Below are 17,714 nucleotides of genomic sequence, written 5' to 3' on the forward strand. Positions count from 1 at the left end.
GATGGACGGCGGACGCAGTTCCGCAGAGAACGGGATCTCCACGACCCTGTTCTTGGGCGTCATTCCAGGCCCAGGTGGCGGAGGGCGGTTCGGGCCTGGGCGGCGGCCTCCTCGCGGGTGGGGGCGGGGCGCAGGCCGAGGAGGCGCTGGCGGTGGGGCTCGCCCAGGAGCAGGGTGAACACGGAGTGGGCCAGGTCGAGGTCGGGCTCCGGCAGCCGCGTGGCGATGGCCGCGATGTAGGCCTGCGGCCCGTCGCGGTAGAAGCCCTCGGCCAGGTCGGGGAAGCTGTGCGCCTCGGTGACCAGCAGGCGGTGCAGGCCGATCGCCTCGTCTGAGTGCAGACCGGAGACGATCTTGGTGGCCAGCTCCAGCAGGGTGTCGCTCTCGGTGGGCTGGTCGAGGGTGCGCAGGCGGCGGCGTTCCACGGCGGCCAGGAAGATGGCGGTGCGGTCGCCGAAGTAGTCGTAGAGGGTGCGCTTGGTGACGCGGGCCTCGGCGACGATGTCGTCGAGGGTGACCTGGCGGAAGCCGCCGGCGACGAACAGGCGTACCGCGACGTCGAGGATCTCGTCGCGGCGCTGGGCGCGCTCCGCCGCCGTCGGGCGGCCCCGCTTTCGGGGAAGCATCCTGCCTCCTTGCCAGAATGAACCATGTTTCGTTTCATTATATGGTTCGGCTGAGCGAGAAGGAGATCCGACATGCTGTTGGCGTTCTACCGGCAGATGGTGCTGGTCCGGCGGTTCGAGGAGCGGGCGGCACGGGCGTACACCGAGGCGAAGATCGGCGGCTACTGCCATCTCAACCTCGGCGAGGAGGCCACCGTCGCGGGGCTGATGGCGGCGCTCGAACCGAGCGACTACGTGTTCACCAACTACCGGGAGCACGGCTACGCCCTCGCCCGCGGCATCGCGCCCGAGCGGGTGATGGCCGAGCTCTACGGCCGGACCGACGGGGTCTCCCGGGGGTGGGGCGGGTCGATGCACATGTTCGACGTCGCCTCCCGGTTCATGGGCGGCTACGGCATCGTCGGCGGTCAGGTGCCGCTCGCGACCGGCGCCGCGCTGGCGATCGACTATCGCGGCGGCGCCGAAGCGGTGGTCTGCCTGATGGGTGACGGCACGACCAACATCGGGGCCTTCCACGAGTCGCTGAACATCGCGGCGCTGTGGGAACTGCCGATCGTGTACGTCGTGGTCAACAACGGCCTCGGCATGGGCACCCCGGTGGAGCGTTCCTCCGCCGAGCCCGAACTCCACAAGCGCGCCTCCGCCTACCGGATGGCCTCGGCCCGCGTCGACGGCAACGACCCCGTCGCGGTGTTCGACGCCGCCCGGGTGGCCCTCGACAGTGCGCGCGCCGGGCGGCCCTATCTGCTGGAGACCGTCTCGGGGCGGCTCAAGGGCCACTCGGTCGTCGACCCGGCCCGTTATCGCAGCCGCGCGGAGGCCGAGGCGCTCCAGGCCGCCGACCCCGTCGCCGCCTACGCCGTCCGCCTGCACGAACAGGGCGTCCTCACCGACGACCTCATCGCCGGGATCGACGCCGAGGCCACCGCGATCGTCGCGGCCGCGGCCAGGTTCGCCGACGAGAGCCCCCACCCCGAGGTGGCGACGCTTTTCGACTACACCTACGCGACCTCCGTGCCCAACGACTCACGTCGACTTCCCGGTGAGGCCCTGTTCGCATGAGCGTCATCAGCTACCGCCAGGCCCTCCACGACGCGCTGCGCGGCGAGATGCTGCGGGACGACGACGTCTTCCTGATCGGCGAGGAGATCGGGCTCTTCGAGGGGTCGTACAAGATCACTGCGGGGATGCTCGCCGAGTTCGGCCCCAAGCGGGTCAGGGACACCCCGATCGCCGAAGAGGGCTTCACCGGCGCGGCCATCGGGGCGGCGATGCTCGGGCTGCGGCCGGTCGTGGAGATCATGACGATCAACTTCTCGCTCCTCGCGCTGGACCAGATCGTCAACCACGCCGCCAAGATCTACGGCATGTTCGGCGGGCAGGCCCGCGTGCCCCTGGTGATCCGCACGCCCGGCGGCGGCGGGCAGCAGCTCGGCGCCACCCATTCGCAGAACATCGAGCTGTACTACGCGTTCGTGCCCGGCATGAAGGTCGTCGCCCCCTCCAGCCCGGCCGACGCGAAGGCGCTCATGCTCGCCGCGATCCGCGACGACGACCCCGTGCTCGTGCTGGAGAACCTCGCCCTCTACAACACCACCGGCGAGGTCCCCGACCACGACGAGCCCGCCGAGATCGGCAGGGCCGCCGTCACCCGGCAGGGGGCCGACATCACCGTGGTCGCCTACTCCCGCATGGCGGCGGTCGCCCTCCAGGTCGCCGCACGGCTCGAAGAGGAGGAGGGGATCGACGTCGAGGTCATCGACCTGCGCAGTCTCCGGCCCCTCGACCGCGACACGATCGTCGCGTCGGTGCGGAAGACCAACTGCGCGGTGGTCCTGGAGGACGACTGGCTCACCTACGGGATCGGCGCCGAGATCGCCGCGACCATCTCCGACGGCGCGTTCGACTGGCTCGACGCCCCGGTCCGGCGCGTGGCCATGGCGGAGGTCCCTCTCCCGTACGCCAAACCGCTGGAGACCGCCGCGCTGCCCTCGGCGGCCGACGCGATCACCGCCATCCGCGAGACCCTCGACGCCGTCGCCCGGAGGAGACCCTCATGATCGACATCCTTATGCCCCGCCTGTCCGACACGATGACCGAGGGCGCCATCTCGACCTGGCACAAGAAGCCCGGCGACCGCGTCTCGCCGGGTGACGTGCTCGTCGACATCGAGACCGACAAGGCCCTGATGGAGTACGAGGCCTACGAGGCCGGAACCCTGGCCGAGATCCTCATCCCCGAGGGTCGCAACGCCCCGATCGGCGCCCCCATCGCCCGCCTGGACGACGGATCGGACGACATCCGCCCGGAGCGGATCGCGGCGACGCCGCTGGTCCGCAGGCTCGCCCGGGAGCGCGGCATCGACCTCGCCGCCGTGGCGGGGTCCGGCCCGGGTGGCCGCATCATCAGAGCCGACCTTGAAACGAGCCGGGAACCGGCGAGGGAGAAGCCCGTCACGGTTCCGGCGCGACCGGATCAGCGCGAGCCCCGATCGGTGCCGTTCGACCCGATCCGCCAGGCCGTCGCCGCCCGGCTCACCGAGAGCGGCACGACCGTCCCCACCTTCACCGCCACGGCCTCGGCCGACGTCGAGGACCTGCTCGCCCTGCGCGCGCAGATCAACGAGGCCCACGCGGACACCGGCGTGAAGGTCAGCGTCAACGACCTGCTCGTCCGCGCCGTCGCGCTCGCCCTGCGCGCCCATCCCGGCGTGAACGCCTCCTACTCACCCGAAGGACGCGGCCACACCCTGATCCACCGGCGGATCCACGTCGGCATCGCGGTCGCCTCCCCGGCGGGCCTCGTCGTGCCCGTCGTCCGCGACGCCGACCGCGCCACGGTCACCGCCATCTCCACCGCCGCCCGCGACCTCGCCGGCCGGGCGGCCGACCGCACCCTCACCGCCGCCGACATGAGCGACGGCACGTTCACCGTCAGCAACCTCGGCATGTACGGAGTGGAGCACTTCACCGCCATCATCAACCCGCCCCAAGGGGCGATCCTCGCCGTCGGCGCCGCCCGGCCGGAACCCACCCGCAGGCGGCTCCGCTACACGATCACCGCCGACCACCGGATCATCGACGGCGCCCTCGCCGCGCGCTTCCTCGCCACTCTCACCGGCCTGCTGGAACACCCACTACGCGTGGTGGCCTGACCGCGCTCCCGCCGTGGGGCCGGCGACCACGCCCGGCCCTGGCCGTCGAGGCGTGGCTGCTGGAGATCGAGGCTATCGCGGCCCGGTAGGGAGGTCGGGCAGGCCGTACCTCCCGCACATCGCCTGGAAGATCGCGACCTTGTCGTCGCCGTAGCGCCGGACGTGGGCGGCGTAGGACTCGGCGGAGACGAACCGGGGCGGATGTGACTTGGTGTGGAACTTGTCGGCGTACATGACGAGTTCCTCCTCGCCGGTCTCCGCGAGGTAGTCGGCGACCGGCAGGGGCAGGGACTGCCGCCGGACGTCGTCGGCGGTGAGGCCGACGCCCGTGTGGTGGGAGGCGAAGCGGCAGAGCTGCTCGGGCAGGCCCTCCTCGGCGAGCAGTTCGTGGCCCAGCACGCCGTGCCGCACGTAGGGGGCGTCGCCCAGCCGGTAGACGCCGATGTCGTGGAGGAGGCTGCCGGCTCTCACCAGGTCGGCGTCGAGTTCACGGCCGGTGTGGGGCAGGAGCTGCTCGGCGATCCCGCGCACGACCTCGCAGTGGCCGTGGACGAGCTCGAACATCTCCCGGGTCGGCGCGTGTTCGCGGTGCAGCGCGCGGATCTCCGCGTCCGAGGGGATCATGACCGGAGCCTACGGCATGCGGGCTCAGCCGATGTTCGACAGGATCCGGGGTCGCAGGACCATCGCCGCCACCGCGGCCAGGGCGGTCAGCGCGGCCACCACCATGATCGGCACGGAGGTGATCTCGACGCCGGCCGACGCCACGATCACGGCGGAGGTCGCCGTCAGGCTCAGCACCGTCGTCGCCATCAGCAGGCTCGTGGTGATCGTCGTCTGCCGGCCCATGTACGAGGTCAGCGCCGCCCCCACCACCAGTAGCGACCCGACGACGCCCAGCACCGGCGGCAGCGTCTCGGCGGTCACGTCGCCGGAGGCCAGCATCTCAGCGTGGGTCATGACCTCGTAGTCGTTGCCCAGAGCGGCGCTCAGCCGGTCGCGCAGCTCGCCGGGGTCCACCCCGGGGGCGGCCTGCACCTGGACCGACTCCAGCTCCAGGTCGCCGACCAGGTCGGCCGCCGCCATCGGCAGCAGCCCGATGGTCCCGCGCACGTCGAGGCTGGGGTTGCCGCGCGACTCGGTCACGCCGGTGATCTCGAAGGCCCTGTTGGCCCCGTTGCCGTGCACCATGATCGTCTCACCGACCTCCAGGTGGAGCTGGTCGGCGGTCCGCCGGTCCAGCACGGCGTCCGAGGCGCCGTGCGGCGGCTCGCCCTCCATGCCGGGCGCGGAGGCCGACAGCAGGGCCATGTCCAGCGCCACGGCCTCCAGCGGGACCAGGGAGCCGAACCCGACCAGGCCGACGCCGCCGCCCTGGACGGGCATGGCCGCGGCCACGCCGGGCACGGCCCGGATCTCGGTCAGGGTCGTCTCGGGCAGGGTCGGGATGGTTTCGAGGCCCGGATATCCCGCGGGCAGAACGGCGGCGTCGATGGGGGATTCGTCGCCGGAGAGGCAGCGGGCGAGGTGCCAGCCCGCCCCTGAGAGGTGGAGGCCCGTGCCGATCAGGAACAGCCCGGCGACGGCTGCGATGACGCAGCCCGCCAGCGCCCTGAGGTGGCGGCTGGTGCCCGACATTGCGCTTCCCCCATACACGTCATCTGAAAAGGTCTCAAAATGGTCAACACCGCCGGGCCGCAAATAAAGCCCGACGGTGCTGTTTTGGCCGAAAACTTTACGTACTACGGACGGGTGTAGGTCAGCGTGAAGGAGCCCGAGCCGCTGTAGGCGTGGACGCGGTAACGGTAGGTGCCCGCGCTGCCGGTGTAGGTGATGGACTCGTCGGCGGCGGCGCTGGTGCCGCTGGCGACGGTGGTCCAGGTCGAGCCGCTCAGGCGCTGGAGGTAGAGGTCGAAGTCGGTGCCGTTCGGGCCGTCGAGGCAGACGGTGTGCGTGCCGGCGTTGGCGGTGAACTGGCTGCTGTTGCCGTACTGGCCGCTGCTCAGCGAGCCCGTGAGGGTGCCGCCGTTGCAGGAGCCGCCGCCACCGCCGCCCGTGGTGGTCAGGGTCAGGCCGTAGGCCGACAGGATCTCGTTGACCGGCTGGAAGTAGGTCGTGCCGCCGACGGAGCAGTTGCCGCTGCCGCCGGAGGTGACGCCCTGGGCCTGGGTGCCGGAGATCCACGAGCCGCCCGAGTCGCCGGGCTCGGCGCAGACGTTGGTGCGGGTCACGCCCGAGACGGTGCCCTGGGAGTAGGTCACGCTCGTGCCGATCTGCTGGACGGTGCCGCAGTGCCAGCCCGTGGTCGAGCCGGAACGGCAGATCGAGCCGCCGACGACCTGCGCCGTCGAGCCCGCCACGGTCGCGGAGGTGCCCGCCACGGTCGGCGTCGGGACCCAGTTGGAGTTGACCGCGACCCAGGCGTAGTCGTTGCCGGGGAACGAGGAGCCCTGGAAGGTGCCCTGCGCCACGCGGTTGTAGCCCTGGGTGGAGGCGCCCACGTTGCCGCAGTGGCCCGCGGTGACGAAGCCGGGGGTGCTGCCCCGGGTGATGGAGAATCCGATGGAGCAGCGGCCGGAGTTGTTGATGTAGTAGGCGTCGCCGCCGCGCAGGTCGTAGTAGGTGACCGGCTGCTCGTTGCTGGCCACGAACCGGACGGCCGCCTTGTCGACGCCCGCGGCGGCCACGAACGCCTCGGCGGCGGCCTGGTCGCGGGTCTCGACGACGACCGAGTTGGTCTTCACGTCGACGTAGTACACCGGCACGGTCTGCGGGGCCGCGGCGGTGTCGAGCTTGTCCTTGAGCGCGGTCAGGTCGCCCAGCGAACGGGTCACGAGCTGTGCCTTGGCGCCGCCGGCCTGGATGGCGGCGACCTTGGAGGCGTCGGAGGTGGCCACCGTCAGCGAGCTCGCGGTGTCGCCGCTGAGCCAGGAGCCGCCGAACGAGGCGCCGAGGTCGGTGCGGACCTTGCCCTCCAGCTTGCCGAGCCGCGCCTCGTTCACGAGACGGAGCTGGGCCTGCTCGGCGGAGAGGTTCAGGTCACGCTGGAGGGCCTCCAGCATCGAGGGTGCCGGTTTCGCCGGCGCCGCCACGGCGGCCGGAGCGGAGGACAGGACGAGGGCGAAGCCCATGGTGAGGGCGCTCGCCGCGCTCAGGATGTGCCTGCTGCGCATCGATTCTCCTTGGGGGCTGGGAGTGACCTGAACGTAAGCTGCAGGACCACTCTCAGAGGAGCCGTCGTTTGCCCCCTATCACCGTGTTATGACCCCCTTATGGCATGGTTCCGAACCCCGGGTTACGGGCCAGCCAGTTCGAGTAGGGTGCGCTCTGCCGGACCGCGTCCAGGTGGGAGAACTTGGCGTGGCTGACCACAGCCGGTGCCAGCTGGGCGGCCGGGGTCTCCGGATGCCAGCCGAGGAGCTGCCGCCAGCGCAGCGGCGCGCCGCGCACGGGTAAGGCCACCAGCCCCTCACTCATCCGGAACGTGGCCTGGCACAGCGCCACCGCGCGGCCGACCCTGACGAGGTGGATGCAGGTGGCGACGTCGGTCTCGTAGATCGCCTTCGGGGCGAACCCCGACCGCGAGGCGGCCACCGCGAAACACTCGCCGAAGCAGCCGTCGCCGGGGGTGACCGCCCACTGCTCCCCGGCGAAGTCGCCGAACTCGACCTCCCGTTCCCCGGCCAGCGGGTGGGAGGCCGCGACCAGCACGAACACGGGGTCGTTGGCGACCAGCGTCCACGACAGCGCCTCGCCGCCGGGGGGACGGGAGTCGCCGCAGACGCCGATGAGGGCGTAGTCGAGGCGGCCGAGCATCACCTTGGTCGACAGCTCCCCGGTCGACCACGACGTGGCGGTGGTGATGACGGCGCCGGGCTCGGCGGCGGCCAGCCGGTCGACCAGGCCGCCCAGGATCGGGCCGTTGGCGGCGCCGATCCGGTAACGCCGGCCGATGGGCTCGCCGTTGGCGAGCCGGGCGGCCTCCTCCTGCAACTGCTGCACGGCCGGCAGCAGCACTTGGGCGCGGGCGAGCACCAGCTCGCCGAGCGGGGTCGGGCGGGAACCGGTGTGGTCCCGCTCGAACAGGCTGCCCCCCAGTGCCCGTTCGATCCGCTTCAACTGTGCGGTGAGCGCGGGCTGGGCGAGCCCGAGCGCACTGGCCGCCTTGGTGACGCTGCCGGTCTCGGCGACCATGCGCACGATTCTCAGATGGCGCAGCTCCAGGTCCATAACGTGACGGTATGACCCCCGAATAACTCCAGCAATGATGATTTGTCACACAATCTGACTAGTCATGTCGGAAAAGGTCTCCCAAGACTGTGCCGCCACCGTTACCCCACGGGAAGGCCCAGGGTAGGCCTCACCAAAAGAACGGGGGACATGGGTGAGGGTCTTTCTCGCGCTGGCGATCATCGTCGTCGGCGTGGCCGCCTGTGGTCCCGAGACCCCCGTGCCGGACGGTCCCGCCGCCAAGGTCAGGCGCGGGTTCAAGATCGGGCTGATGCTGCCCGACAAGACGACCCCCCGCTGGGAGAAGTTCGACCGCCCGTACATCACCTCGTCGGTCGCCCAGCTCTGCCCCAACTGCCAGATCATCCCCCTCAACGCCGAGGGCGACCCGGTCGCGCAGCGCCGCCAGCTCGACCAGCTCACCGCCCAGGGGGTCAAGGTCGTCATCCTCACCCCGGTCGACGCCCGGGGCATCCAGCCGTCGGTCGACCAGGCGGCCCGGCGGGCCGTCAAGATCGTCTCGTACGACCGCCTCGCGCAGGGCGCCATCGAGGCCTACACCTCCTTCGACAACGTCGACGTGGGCCGCCTCCAGGGCCAGGCCCTGGTCGAGGCGGTGAAGGCGAGCGGCCGCAAGGGCGACATCATCATGCTCAACGGCCCGACCACCGACCCGAACTCCGACGAGTTCAAGGCGGGCGCGCACGCGGCGATCGACGGACGGCTCCGCATCGGCGCCGAGTACGACACCCCCGGCTGGAGCCAGGACGAGGCCGAGCGCGAGACGGAGATGGCCATGGACCGGCTGGGCACCGACAACGTCGTCGGCATCTACGCCGCCAACGACGGCCTGGCCGGCGGCGCCGCGGCGTCGATCCGCGACTCGGGCCTGGCCCCGAACACCCCGCTCACCGGCATGGACGCCGATCTCGACGCCATCCAGCGGCTGATGCTCGGCACCCAGACCATGACCATTTACAAACCGATCCAGCCCGAGGCCCAGAACGCCGCCCAGCTGGCGGTCGACCTGGGCGCCGGGCGGCCGATCCAGGGCACCAGCATGGTCAGCAACGACACGAAGGAGGACATCCCGGCCGAGATCACCAGGGCGATCGTGGTGACCCGCGCGACGATCAAGGACACGGTCATCAAGGACGGCTTCTGGACGGTCAACGAGGTCTGCGGCCCGCCCAACCTCAAGCCGGTCTGCCAGCAGCTAGGCATCACCTGAGGTCTCGTCGGAGGGGTCGGGCACGTCCTTGGGCCGCAGCCGCTCCCACAACAGGAAGATCGCCGCGATGACGAGCATCCCGACCCCGGTCCACAGGTTGATCCGCACCCCCTCGGCCTTGGCGATCTCCTCGGCCCCGTCGAGGAGGCCGGCGACGACCAGGATCACGCCGTAGACGGCGAACAGGCCGCCCAGGATGCGGCGGATGTCGAACAGCATCGCGTCCCCCTTACAGGAAAGGCAGGTAGAAGGCGGCGGCCAGGACCAGCGCGCCGGAGCCGAGCACCACGGGGGAGCGGTACCACGCCTTGTCCCCGGCGAGGGAGTCGTCCTTGAGGTCGACGTCGGTCAGGCCGTACACCAGACCCCGCAGTTCCTCCTCCGGCTTGGGCGTGGTGACCAGCGTGATCACGACCGAGACGATCGCGTCGACCAGGAACGCCGCCCCCGCGGCGACGAACGAGGCGTTCAGGTCGGTGCCCAGGTCCAGGATCTCGGCGCGGTACGGGATGTAGACCGCGAACGCCGCCAGGGTGCCCGCGATGATGCCCCAGAAACCGGCCCAGGGGGTCATCCGCTTCCAGAACAGGCCGATGATGAACGTCGCGAACAGGGGCGCGTTGAAGAAGGCGAACAGCGCCTGGAGGTAGTTCATGATGTTCGAGAACCCGGCCGCGATGAACGCGGTGCCGATCCCGGCGACCACACCGCCGATGGTGGCGATGCGCCCGAGACGTACGTAGAACTCGTCGGGCTTGTCGCCGTTCACGTGACCCTTCCAGATGTCATACGTGAAGACGGTGTTGAACCCCGAGATGTTGGCCGCCATGCCGGCCATGAACGAGGCGAGCAGACCCGTGACCGCGACGCCGAGCACGCCGTTGGGCAGGAACTCGTTCATCAGCAGCGGGATCGCGTAGTTGTAGGCCGGACCGCCGTCCTTGCCGAGGTTGGAGAAGAGCACCAGGGCGATCAGGCCGGGGATCACGGTGACGACCGGGATCAGCAGCTTCGGATAGGCCGCCACGATCGGCGTCAGCCGCGCCGCGTTGGTGTTGCGGGCCGACAGGCCGCGCTGGACCTCGGCGAAGTTGGTCGTCCAGTAGCCGAACGACAGCACGAACCCGAGCCCGAACACGATCCCGACCCAGTTGGCCCCGAGCGGGTTGTCGGCCGTCGCGGTGTTCGACCAGGTGTGCAGCGCCCCCTCGCCGAGCACGCTCTCCCGCACCTTCTGCCCGAGCCCCTCGAACCCGCCGACCCGGATCAGCCCCAGCACGACCACCGGGACCAGCCCCGCGATGATCACGAAGAACTGCATGACCTCGTTGTAGATGGCCGACGACAGGCCACCCAGGGTGATGTACGCCAGCACGATCGCCGCCGACACGATCACCGACAGCCAGAGGGGCCAGCCGAGCAGCGCCTCCATCACCAGCGCCAGGGCGTAGAGGTTGATCCCCGCGATCAGCACCTGCGCGACGGCGAACGCGATGGCGTTGAACAGCTGCGTGGCCGGGTTGAACCGCCTCCGGAGGAACTCCGGGACGCTGTGCACCTTCGACCGGTAGTAGAACGGCATCATCACGATGCCGAGGAACACCATGGCCGGAATGGCGCCGATCCAGTAGTAGTGGACGGTCATGAGGCCGTACTGGGCTCCGTTGGCGGCCATGCCAAGGATCTCGATCGCCCCGAGGTTGGCGGAGACGAACGCGAGACCCGTGATCCACGCGGGCAGGGCACGCCCGGCGAGGAAGAAGTCGCTGGAGGAGCGGATGGCGCGGCGGGCGGCGAATCCGATGCCCACCACGACTGCGAAGTAGAGCGCCAGGATCAGATAGTCCAGCGCGTTGACATCCAGGCGGAGGTCCTGGGGAGCAAGAGCGAGCACAGCCAGCCGCTACCCAGGAACCTCACGGTGTCACGTTGACCGGAGTGCGGTCTCGTGACCGTTTCAGCCGAGCAGGCCGAGATACTGGGCCAGACGTGCCTGGACCTGGGTCAGCAGGTCTTCGTCCAAGGCCCCACTGCGATCTTCCAGGACCGACTTCATGAGCGGCTGGACCGCCGGGATCCTGATCCAGCACTTCTTGACGACCCCGCCCTGGCCCCGGGCGAGCTGGATGTCGAAGCGGGTGCGACGCGAGGTCGAGCCGGAGATGGGACAGACCAAGACGAACGGCCAGTGGGAGTCGCTGTTGGACTCTCCACCCGTGACCACGACGACCGGGCGGCGTTCGTCGTGGACGACCCGCTCTTCCTCCGGAATCAGGCGAAGCGCTTTGTCGCTGACGAGGTAGACACCACCGGTCACATAGGGACCTGGCACTCATTCCTCCATGAGGTGCCGGGTCGCCTCGGCACGGTGCTCCGCGAGCTGGGAGCTCTCTTCGACCAGATCGTCGATGCCGCCGGGCTCGTCTTCGGGCAGGGGGTTCCGATCGGCCCACCGGCGCAGGCGGTCGAGACCGGTGTTCAGATCGGGAAACGGCGCTCCGCCGGCCAGATCGAGTCGCACCTCACGCTGGTTCTGCTGGATCGCCATCTGCATGGGGCGCGTCTGGTAGGTCAGGCTCCTGAGCTGACCCGCGGACCATCGCCCGTATTCGCTGAGAACGTCGTCGATGATCTCGGCGAACTCGTCGTCGACGATCGTCTGAGGTGCGTCGATCAAGTGGATGACGCGTTCGCGGTGTCCGGCGAAGGGATCGGCGCTCTCCTCGACTTCGAGCACCCCGGCCTCGGAAAGGTCGCGCTCGACCTCCGCGAGGCGGAAGCTGTGAGGGCCGTGGTCGCGCCACCGCCATTCGACGCCGGACGCCGGCGGCAGGCCGCGTTCGACGGCGCGGAGGTCGGCCAGGTAGAGGAGCTTCGCCAACTTGGTGCGGTTGATGCGCATGCCACTCGTGCGAGCCGTCGCGAGCAGATAGGCGACGGCTGCGGCGGGACCGCGGAGAGGCGCAGAGGCCGGCACGACGTCCAGTTTAAGGACCGGTTGAGCCATGACCAGTGCCTCCCGCCCGTCCCGTCATCGAGTGCGTGTGCTGTTTTGCCCGACCCGTGGCCGTGACAATACGCTACGGCTCGGTGGCGGGGAGTGTAAACAGGCGTTCAGGTTCGTTCCAGTGCGACGACGGGGATCCTGCGGCCGGCCTCCTTCTCGTGGTCGGCGAAGAAGGGGTAGTTCTTCTTGATCTGGGACCACAGGGCGTCATACTCGGCGCCCTCGGTGGGGCGCGCGTTGGCGATGTAGACCTGGTCGCCGACCTCGACGGTCACGTCGGGGGTCTTGAGGAGGTTGCGGTACCACTCCGGGTCCTGCGGGGCTCCGGCGGCCGAGGCCATCACCAGGAGGTGGTCGCCCTCGATGACGTACATCATCGGGGTGGTGTGGGGGCGGCCGGTGACGCGGCCGCGGGTGGTCAGGATCAGCAGGGCGCGGCCCTCGAAGGGGCCGCCGCCCTTGTGGGCGCGGAAGTCCTCGATCGTCTTGCGGTTGATCTCGCGGATGTCGCCGTCCATCGGGTTGCTCATGCGCCCATACTTGCCGGAAAAATCGATCTCAGTCCCACGCCGCGCTGACCTGGTCGGCCACCGAGGGCGCCTGCGCGAGGCCGGCCTTGAAGGCGGGGGCCCACAGGCCGGGGTCGAGGACGTTGCTGCCGAACACGGCCTTGGCCGCCTCGTCGGGGCCGACCGAGGCGGTCCGGGCCGCGCCGGTCTTCGCCAGCTCCCCGGCCAGCCGCTCGGGCGGGACCATGCCGGTCAGCGGTTCGAGCACGACGACCGTGCCGGCGCCCTTGGCCAGGTCGGCGTTGGTGCCGCTGCGGACGCCGCCGTCCATGTAGCGGGCGCCGTCGATCTCGACCGGCGGGTAGACGCACGGCACGGCGCAGCTCGACGCGACGGCCAAGGTGAGCTCGACGCCCGACTCGCGGGTCCAGACGACGAACTGGCCCGTGGCGGCGTCGACGGCGGTGATCTGGAGGTTCCGCTCGGGCCACACCTTCACCGGCAGCCGGTCGCCGACCGACTCGATCCGGGCCATCCCCTCGACGACGGGCAGGGCGAGCGCGAGTTCGCCGACCCTGCGGCGGGCCTCCTTCGGCTCGACACTGGGGTCGAACAGGATGCCGAACGCCTGCATGACCGGCGCCATGTCGACGACGGGGCGTGGCCCGTGGTCGCTCGTGCTCTGCCGGGCCACCGCGCGCTCCAGGTCCGCGCCGGTCGCGAGGAGGGTGCCGACGACGGATCCGGCGGAGGTGCCGATGATCGTGTCGGCCGTCCCCAGATCGACGCCCTCACGGCGCAGCCCGGTGATGATGCCCGCTTCCCAGGCGATGCCGGCGATGCCCCCGCCACCCAGGACCAATGCTCTCGTCATGTACCGAATTATGTTCTATCGACGGCCGCTAGGGGAGGGCGACCACGGCGTATCTCTCGTCGTGGACCGGCCGGCCCCACAGCGCGGGGTCGGGCAGGGGTTCGACCACGACCCGCCCGACCATCGGGCGGACCATCCCGGCCAGCTCCCCGGCCGTGATCCCGGCGGTGCCCCAGCGGCCCTCGACCAGCACGAGACGGCCGCCGGGGCGCAGGCTCGCGATCCACCGGCGCAGCACGGCGGCCGGGTCGTCGAAGATCCACAGCAGGTGGCGGCAGAGGACCGCGTCGAAGTGGCCGGGCGGGTCGTCCGCGTCGCCGACCGTGATCTCCGGCGTGAATCCCGCCCCGGCCAGCTTGCGGCGGGCCCGCCCCACCATCTCGGCCGACCGGTCGACGCCGACCGGGCGGTGGCCCAGCTCGGCCGCGAGCAGGGTCAGGGAGCCCGTGCCGCAGCCCGCGTCGAAGACGTCGGCGGGCGCGGGCGGGAGCCAGGCCGCCAGCCGGGCGGCCCAGGCCGCTCTCACCGACGGGTCGCGCAGGCCGTGGTCGGGCTCGTCGTCGAAGGTCGCGGCCTCGTGGTCCCAGTTCACGACGTCCCAGTTCACGACTCGTCCTGCTGCTCCTTCTGGAGGGCGCGGAACTCGTCCATGACGGCCTCGCGGGCCTCCTCCGGCAGGTGGTCGATGTAGAGGATGCCGTTGAGGTGGTCGGTCTCGTGCTGGAAGCAGCGGGCCAGCACGCCGGTGCCGGTCACGCTGATCGGGGCGCCGGTGAGGTCGAAGCCGTGGACGGTGGCCACGTTGGGGCGGCCGAGCCCGGCGCGCGGGCCGGGGACCGACAGGCAGCCCTCGCCGCCGACGTCGAAGACCTGGTCGTCGGGGTCGGGCAGGTCGAGGGTCGGGTTGACGACCACGCCCTTCTGGTAGACCTCGTCGGCGTCGGGGCAGTCGTAGACGAAGATCCGCAGGGCCACGCCGATCTGGTTGGCGGCCAGGCCGACGCCCTCGGCGGCGTACATGCTCGCGAACATGTCGTCGGCCAGCAGGGCTAGCTCGTCGTCGAACTTCACTACCGGGCGGCACGGCGTGTGCAGCACGGGGTTTCCGACGATCGTGATGGGTCTGGCCGTGCCGGTCATGGATGCTCCGCCTCGATGAATGGGTCGTGGTCCTCTCTCATTGTCGCAGCGGCCCGGACCTGAGATAGTTGGTTTGGTAATCAAACCAAGTACCATGCACGAGGGGCGGACGGTCAGGGTCCCCACCTGATCGTGCATGGCCGGTTTTCCATTCACGGAGGAGAAACCGTCCATGCGAAGAAAGATCGTCAGCGTGCTCGCGATCCTCGCCCTGGCCCTGGTCGCGGCGGTGGTGCGGATGGCCCCCGCGGGGGCGGTCGCGTCGGATCCGTACACGTACAAGAACGTGCGGATCGACGGCGGCGGGTTCGTCCCGGGCATCGTGTTCAACCAGACCGAGCGGAACCTGATCTACGCCCGGACCGACATCGGCGGCATGTACCGCTGGAACCAGTCGACCTCGACGTGGAAGCCCCTTCTCGACTGGGTCGGCTTCACCAACTGGGGCTACAACGGCGTCGACAGCATCGCCACCGACCCCGTGCAGACCAACCGGGTGTACGCCGCCGTCGGCATGTACACCAACTCCTGGGACCCCAACAACGGGGCCATCCTGCGGTCGGCCGACAAGGGCGACTCGTGGTCGGTCACCCCGCTGCCGTTCAAAATGGGCGGCAACATGCCCGGCCGGGGTATGGGGGAGCGGCTCGCCGTCGACCCCAACCGGAACGCCGTCCTCTACCTGGGCGCGCCGATGGGCAACGGCCTGTGGCGCAGCACCGACTACGGCGCGACCTGGGCCAAGGTGACGAGCTTCCCCAACGCCGGCAACTACAGCGACGACCCGAGCGACCCCAACGGCTACACCAGCCACCAGCCCGGCGTCGTGTGGGTCACCTTCGACAAGCGCACCGGCACGTCCGGCAGCGCCACCCAGACGATCTACGTCGGCGTGGCCGACAAGGCCAACACCGTCTACCGGACGACCAACGGCGGCACCACCTGGGAGCGCCTCCCCGGCACGCCGACTGGTTACATCGCCCACAAGGGCGTGCTCGACCACGTCAACGGCTACCTCTACCTGGCCACGTCCGACACCGCCGGGCCCTACTCGGGGGCCAAGGGCGACGTCTGGCGCTACGCCACCGCGACCGGGACCTGGACGCAGATCTCGCCGGTCCCGTCGAGCAGCGGTGACGCCTACTTCGGCTACTCCGGCCTGACCATCGACCGGACCAACCCGAGCACGATCATGGTGGCCACCCAGATCTCCTGGTGGCCTGACGTGATCTTCTGGCGGTCGACCGACTCCGGGGCCACCTGGACGCGGATCTGGGACTACACCTCGTACCCGAACCGTAGTTTCCGCTACAAGATGGACATCAGCTCCTCGCCCTGGCTGAGCTGGGGGGCCAACCCGCAGCCGCCCGAGGTCACGCCCAAGCTGGGCTGGATGACCGAGTCGATGGAGATCGACCCCTTCGACGGCAACCGCTTCATGTACGGCACCGGCGCCACCATCTACGGCTCGACCGACCTGAAACTGTGGGACACCGGCGGCCAGCTCACCATCAAACCCATGGTCAAGGGCCTGGAGGAGACCGCCGTCCTCGACCTGGTCAGCCCGCCGACCGGGAGCGCGCCGCTGATCTCGGGCCTGGGCGACATCGGCGGGTTCCGGCACACCAACCTCGACGCGGTGCCGCCGATGATGTTCCTGCAGCCCAATTTCACCTCGACGACCTCGCTCGACTACGCCGAGCTGAACCCCTCGACGATGGTCCGGGTCGGCAGCTTCACCGAGGCCGACCGGCCGAACGACAACCACGTCGCCTTCTCCACCGACGGCGGCGCGAACTGGTTCCAGGGCTCGGAGCCCGGCGGGATCAACAACGGCGGCACCGTCGCGGCGGCGGCCGACGGCAGCCGGTTCGTGTGGGCGCCCGGCGACAGCGGGGCCTCCGTGGTCTACTCGGTCGGGTACGGCAACTCGTGGGCGACCTCGTCGGGAGTGCCGTCGGGCGCGCGGGTCGAGTCCGACCGGGTGAACCCGCAGAAGTTCTACGCCTTCGCCAACGGGCGGTTCTACGTCTCGACCAACGGCGGCCAGACCTTCACCGCCTCCGCGGCGACCGGGCTGCCCGCCACCGCGCGGTTCAAGGCCGTTCCCGGGCGTGAGGGGGACATCTGGCTGGCCGGTGGGACCGGGCTGTGGCGGTCGACGAACTCCGGGACGTCGTTCACCAAGCTCTCCAACGTGGAGGAGTCGGACAACGTCGGCTTCGGGAAGGCCGCGCCGGGGCAGTCGTACATGGCGATCTTCCTGATCGCGAAGGTCGACGGCGTCCGGGGCGTGTTCCGCTCCGACGACACCGGCGCGACGTGGGTCCGCATCAACGACGACCAGCACCAATACGGCAACATCGGCGAAGCGATCACCGGCGACCCGAGGATCTGGGGCCGCGTCTACCTCGGCACCAACGGCAGAGGCATCCTGTACGCGGACCGCACCGGCACCAACCCCTCACCCTCCCCGTCGCCCTCCCCGTCGCCCTCGCCTTCACCGTCGCCCAGCCCCAGCCCTTCGCCCAGCCCCTCTCCCAGTCCTTCGCCGTCGCCCTCGCCCAGTCCGAGTCCCAGTCCGAGTCCCAGTCCGAGTCCCAGTCCGTCGCCGTCCCCCAACCCGGGTAAGGCCTGTGTGGCGACGTACACGATCACGAACTTCTGGCCCGGCGGGTTCGGCGCGAGCGTGACCGTCAGGAACAGCGGGACGACCGCGATCACCGGCTGGACGGTCCGCTGGACCTGGGCCAACGGCCAGACGGTCAGCCAGTTCTGGAACGGCGTCCACTCTGCGAGCGGCGCGACCCAGACCGTGGTGAACGCCCCCTACAACGGCAACCTGAACCCGAACGGCACGACGACCTTCGGCTTCAACGCCAGCCAGTCCGGCACGAACCCGATCCCCACCCTCACCTGCACCCCCGCCTGACCCTCGACGGG

17 protein-coding genes and 1 pseudogene are annotated in these 17,714 nt (G+C 70.2%); 5 read left to right on the forward strand and 13 right to left on the reverse strand.

All coding sequences use genetic code 11. The features are described 5' to 3' along the window. Nucleotides 1-59: 59 nt before the first annotated feature. Nucleotides 60-626, reverse strand: a complete 567-nt coding sequence (locus AW270_RS13845) for a TetR/AcrR family transcriptional regulator (protein WP_061294635.1) — start codon at nucleotides 624-626, stop codon at nucleotides 60-62. A gap of 63 nt (nucleotides 627-689) precedes the next feature. Between AW270_RS13845 and pdhA the strand changes: the two are divergent. The 3 genes and pseudogenes from pdhA to AW270_RS13860 form a co-directional block, all read left to right on the forward strand. Next, a pseudogene (gene pdhA, locus AW270_RS13850) lies at nucleotides 690-1,688 on the forward strand (pyruvate dehydrogenase (acetyl-transferring) E1 component subunit alpha); the annotation flags it as partial. Beyond that, nucleotides 1,685-2,686, forward strand: coding sequence for an alpha-ketoacid dehydrogenase subunit beta (locus tag AW270_RS13855; RefSeq protein WP_061294639.1), 1,002 nt, complete (start codon nucleotides 1,685-1,687; stop codon nucleotides 2,684-2,686). The pseudogene pdhA and the gene AW270_RS13855, both read left to right, overlap by 4 nt. Further along, on the forward strand, nucleotides 2,683-3,780 hold the full coding sequence (locus tag AW270_RS13860) for a dihydrolipoamide acetyltransferase family protein (RefSeq protein ID WP_061294641.1): 1,098 nt from the start codon (nucleotides 2,683-2,685) through the stop codon (nucleotides 3,778-3,780). The genes AW270_RS13855 and AW270_RS13860 overlap by 4 nt, the downstream gene beginning before the upstream one ends. Before the next feature lie 72 nt (nucleotides 3,781-3,852). On the opposite strand, the gene AW270_RS13865 is transcribed toward AW270_RS13860, so the two are convergent. The 4 genes from AW270_RS13865 to AW270_RS13880 all read right to left on the reverse strand — a co-directional run bounded on the left by AW270_RS13865 (nucleotide 3,853) and on the right by AW270_RS13880 (nucleotide 8,010). Continuing rightward, nucleotides 3,853-4,404 carry an HD domain-containing protein gene (locus AW270_RS13865; RefSeq protein WP_061294643.1) on the reverse strand — a complete coding sequence of 184 codons (552 nt, stop codon included), beginning with the start codon at nucleotides 4,402-4,404 and terminating at the stop codon, nucleotides 3,853-3,855. Between the two features lie 24 nt (nucleotides 4,405-4,428). Then, nucleotides 4,429-5,418 carry an ABC transporter permease gene (locus AW270_RS38685; protein WP_061294645.1) on the reverse strand — a complete coding sequence of 330 codons (990 nt, stop codon included), beginning with the start codon at nucleotides 5,416-5,418 and terminating at the stop codon, nucleotides 4,429-4,431. 104 nt (nucleotides 5,419-5,522) lie between these two features. Further along, nucleotides 5,523-6,953 carry a S1 family peptidase gene (locus tag AW270_RS13875; protein ID WP_061294647.1) on the reverse strand — a complete coding sequence of 477 codons (1,431 nt, stop codon included), beginning with the start codon at nucleotides 6,951-6,953 and terminating at the stop codon, nucleotides 5,523-5,525. A gap of 97 nt (nucleotides 6,954-7,050) precedes the next feature. Beyond that, nucleotides 7,051-8,010 (reverse strand): LysR family transcriptional regulator, encoded by a 960-nt coding sequence (locus tag AW270_RS13880; protein ID WP_061294649.1) that lies wholly within the window; start codon nucleotides 8,008-8,010, stop codon nucleotides 7,051-7,053. Between the two features lie 154 nt (nucleotides 8,011-8,164). Between AW270_RS13880 and AW270_RS13885 the strand changes: the two genes are divergently transcribed. Continuing rightward, nucleotides 8,165-9,241 (forward strand): sugar ABC transporter substrate-binding protein, encoded by a 1,077-nt coding sequence (locus AW270_RS13885; protein WP_061294651.1) that lies wholly within the window; start codon nucleotides 8,165-8,167, stop codon nucleotides 9,239-9,241. On the opposite strand, the gene AW270_RS13890 is transcribed toward AW270_RS13885, so the two are convergent. From AW270_RS13890 to def, 8 genes are all read right to left on the reverse strand, one after another. Then, entirely contained in the window at nucleotides 9,227-9,460 is a 234-nt protein-coding gene (locus tag AW270_RS13890; protein ID WP_061294652.1) for a hypothetical protein, read from the reverse strand. The genes AW270_RS13885 and AW270_RS13890 overlap by 15 nt on opposite strands. A 10-nt stretch (nucleotides 9,461-9,470) precedes the next feature. After that, nucleotides 9,471-11,135, reverse strand: a complete 1,665-nt coding sequence (locus AW270_RS13895; protein ID WP_061294653.1) for a sodium:solute symporter family protein — start codon at nucleotides 11,133-11,135, stop codon at nucleotides 9,471-9,473. 63 nt (nucleotides 11,136-11,198) lie between these two features. After that, entirely contained in the window at nucleotides 11,199-11,573 is a 375-nt protein-coding gene (locus AW270_RS13900) for a type II toxin-antitoxin system PemK/MazF family toxin (protein WP_082801536.1), read from the reverse strand. Further along, nucleotides 11,574-12,218 carry a type II toxin-antitoxin system antitoxin SocA domain-containing protein gene (locus AW270_RS13905; protein ID WP_169807315.1) on the reverse strand — a complete coding sequence of 215 codons (645 nt, stop codon included), beginning with the start codon at nucleotides 12,216-12,218 and terminating at the stop codon, nucleotides 11,574-11,576. It lies immediately after the preceding gene. A 137-nt stretch (nucleotides 12,219-12,355) separates the two neighbouring features. Next, complete coding sequence (locus AW270_RS13910) at nucleotides 12,356-12,778, reverse strand: nitroreductase/quinone reductase family protein (protein WP_061294658.1); 423 nt, start codon at nucleotides 12,776-12,778, stop codon at nucleotides 12,356-12,358. A gap of 28 nt (nucleotides 12,779-12,806) precedes the next feature. Next, nucleotides 12,807-13,631 carry a patatin-like phospholipase family protein gene (locus tag AW270_RS13915; protein WP_061294660.1) on the reverse strand — a complete coding sequence of 275 codons (825 nt, stop codon included), beginning with the start codon at nucleotides 13,629-13,631 and terminating at the stop codon, nucleotides 12,807-12,809. Between the two features lie 28 nt (nucleotides 13,632-13,659). Continuing rightward, nucleotides 13,660-14,238 (reverse strand): class I SAM-dependent methyltransferase, encoded by a 579-nt coding sequence (locus tag AW270_RS13920; RefSeq protein ID WP_061294662.1) that lies wholly within the window; start codon nucleotides 14,236-14,238, stop codon nucleotides 13,660-13,662. Then, nucleotides 14,235-14,771 (reverse strand): peptide deformylase, encoded by a 537-nt coding sequence (gene def / locus AW270_RS13925; protein WP_061294665.1) that lies wholly within the window; start codon nucleotides 14,769-14,771, stop codon nucleotides 14,235-14,237. The genes AW270_RS13920 and def overlap by 4 nt, the downstream gene beginning before the upstream one ends. A gap of 172 nt (nucleotides 14,772-14,943) precedes the next feature. On the opposite strand from def, the gene AW270_RS13930 reads away from it, so the two are divergent. Next, nucleotides 14,944-17,703, forward strand: coding sequence for a cellulose-binding domain-containing protein (locus tag AW270_RS13930; RefSeq protein WP_061294666.1), 2,760 nt, complete (start codon nucleotides 14,944-14,946; stop codon nucleotides 17,701-17,703). Nucleotides 17,704-17,714 lie beyond the last annotated feature (11 nt).

The sequence above is a fragment of the Herbidospora cretacea genome, from assembly GCF_001570605.1.
Taxonomy (GTDB): Bacteria; Actinomycetota; Actinomycetes; order Streptosporangiales; family Streptosporangiaceae; genus Herbidospora; species Herbidospora cretacea.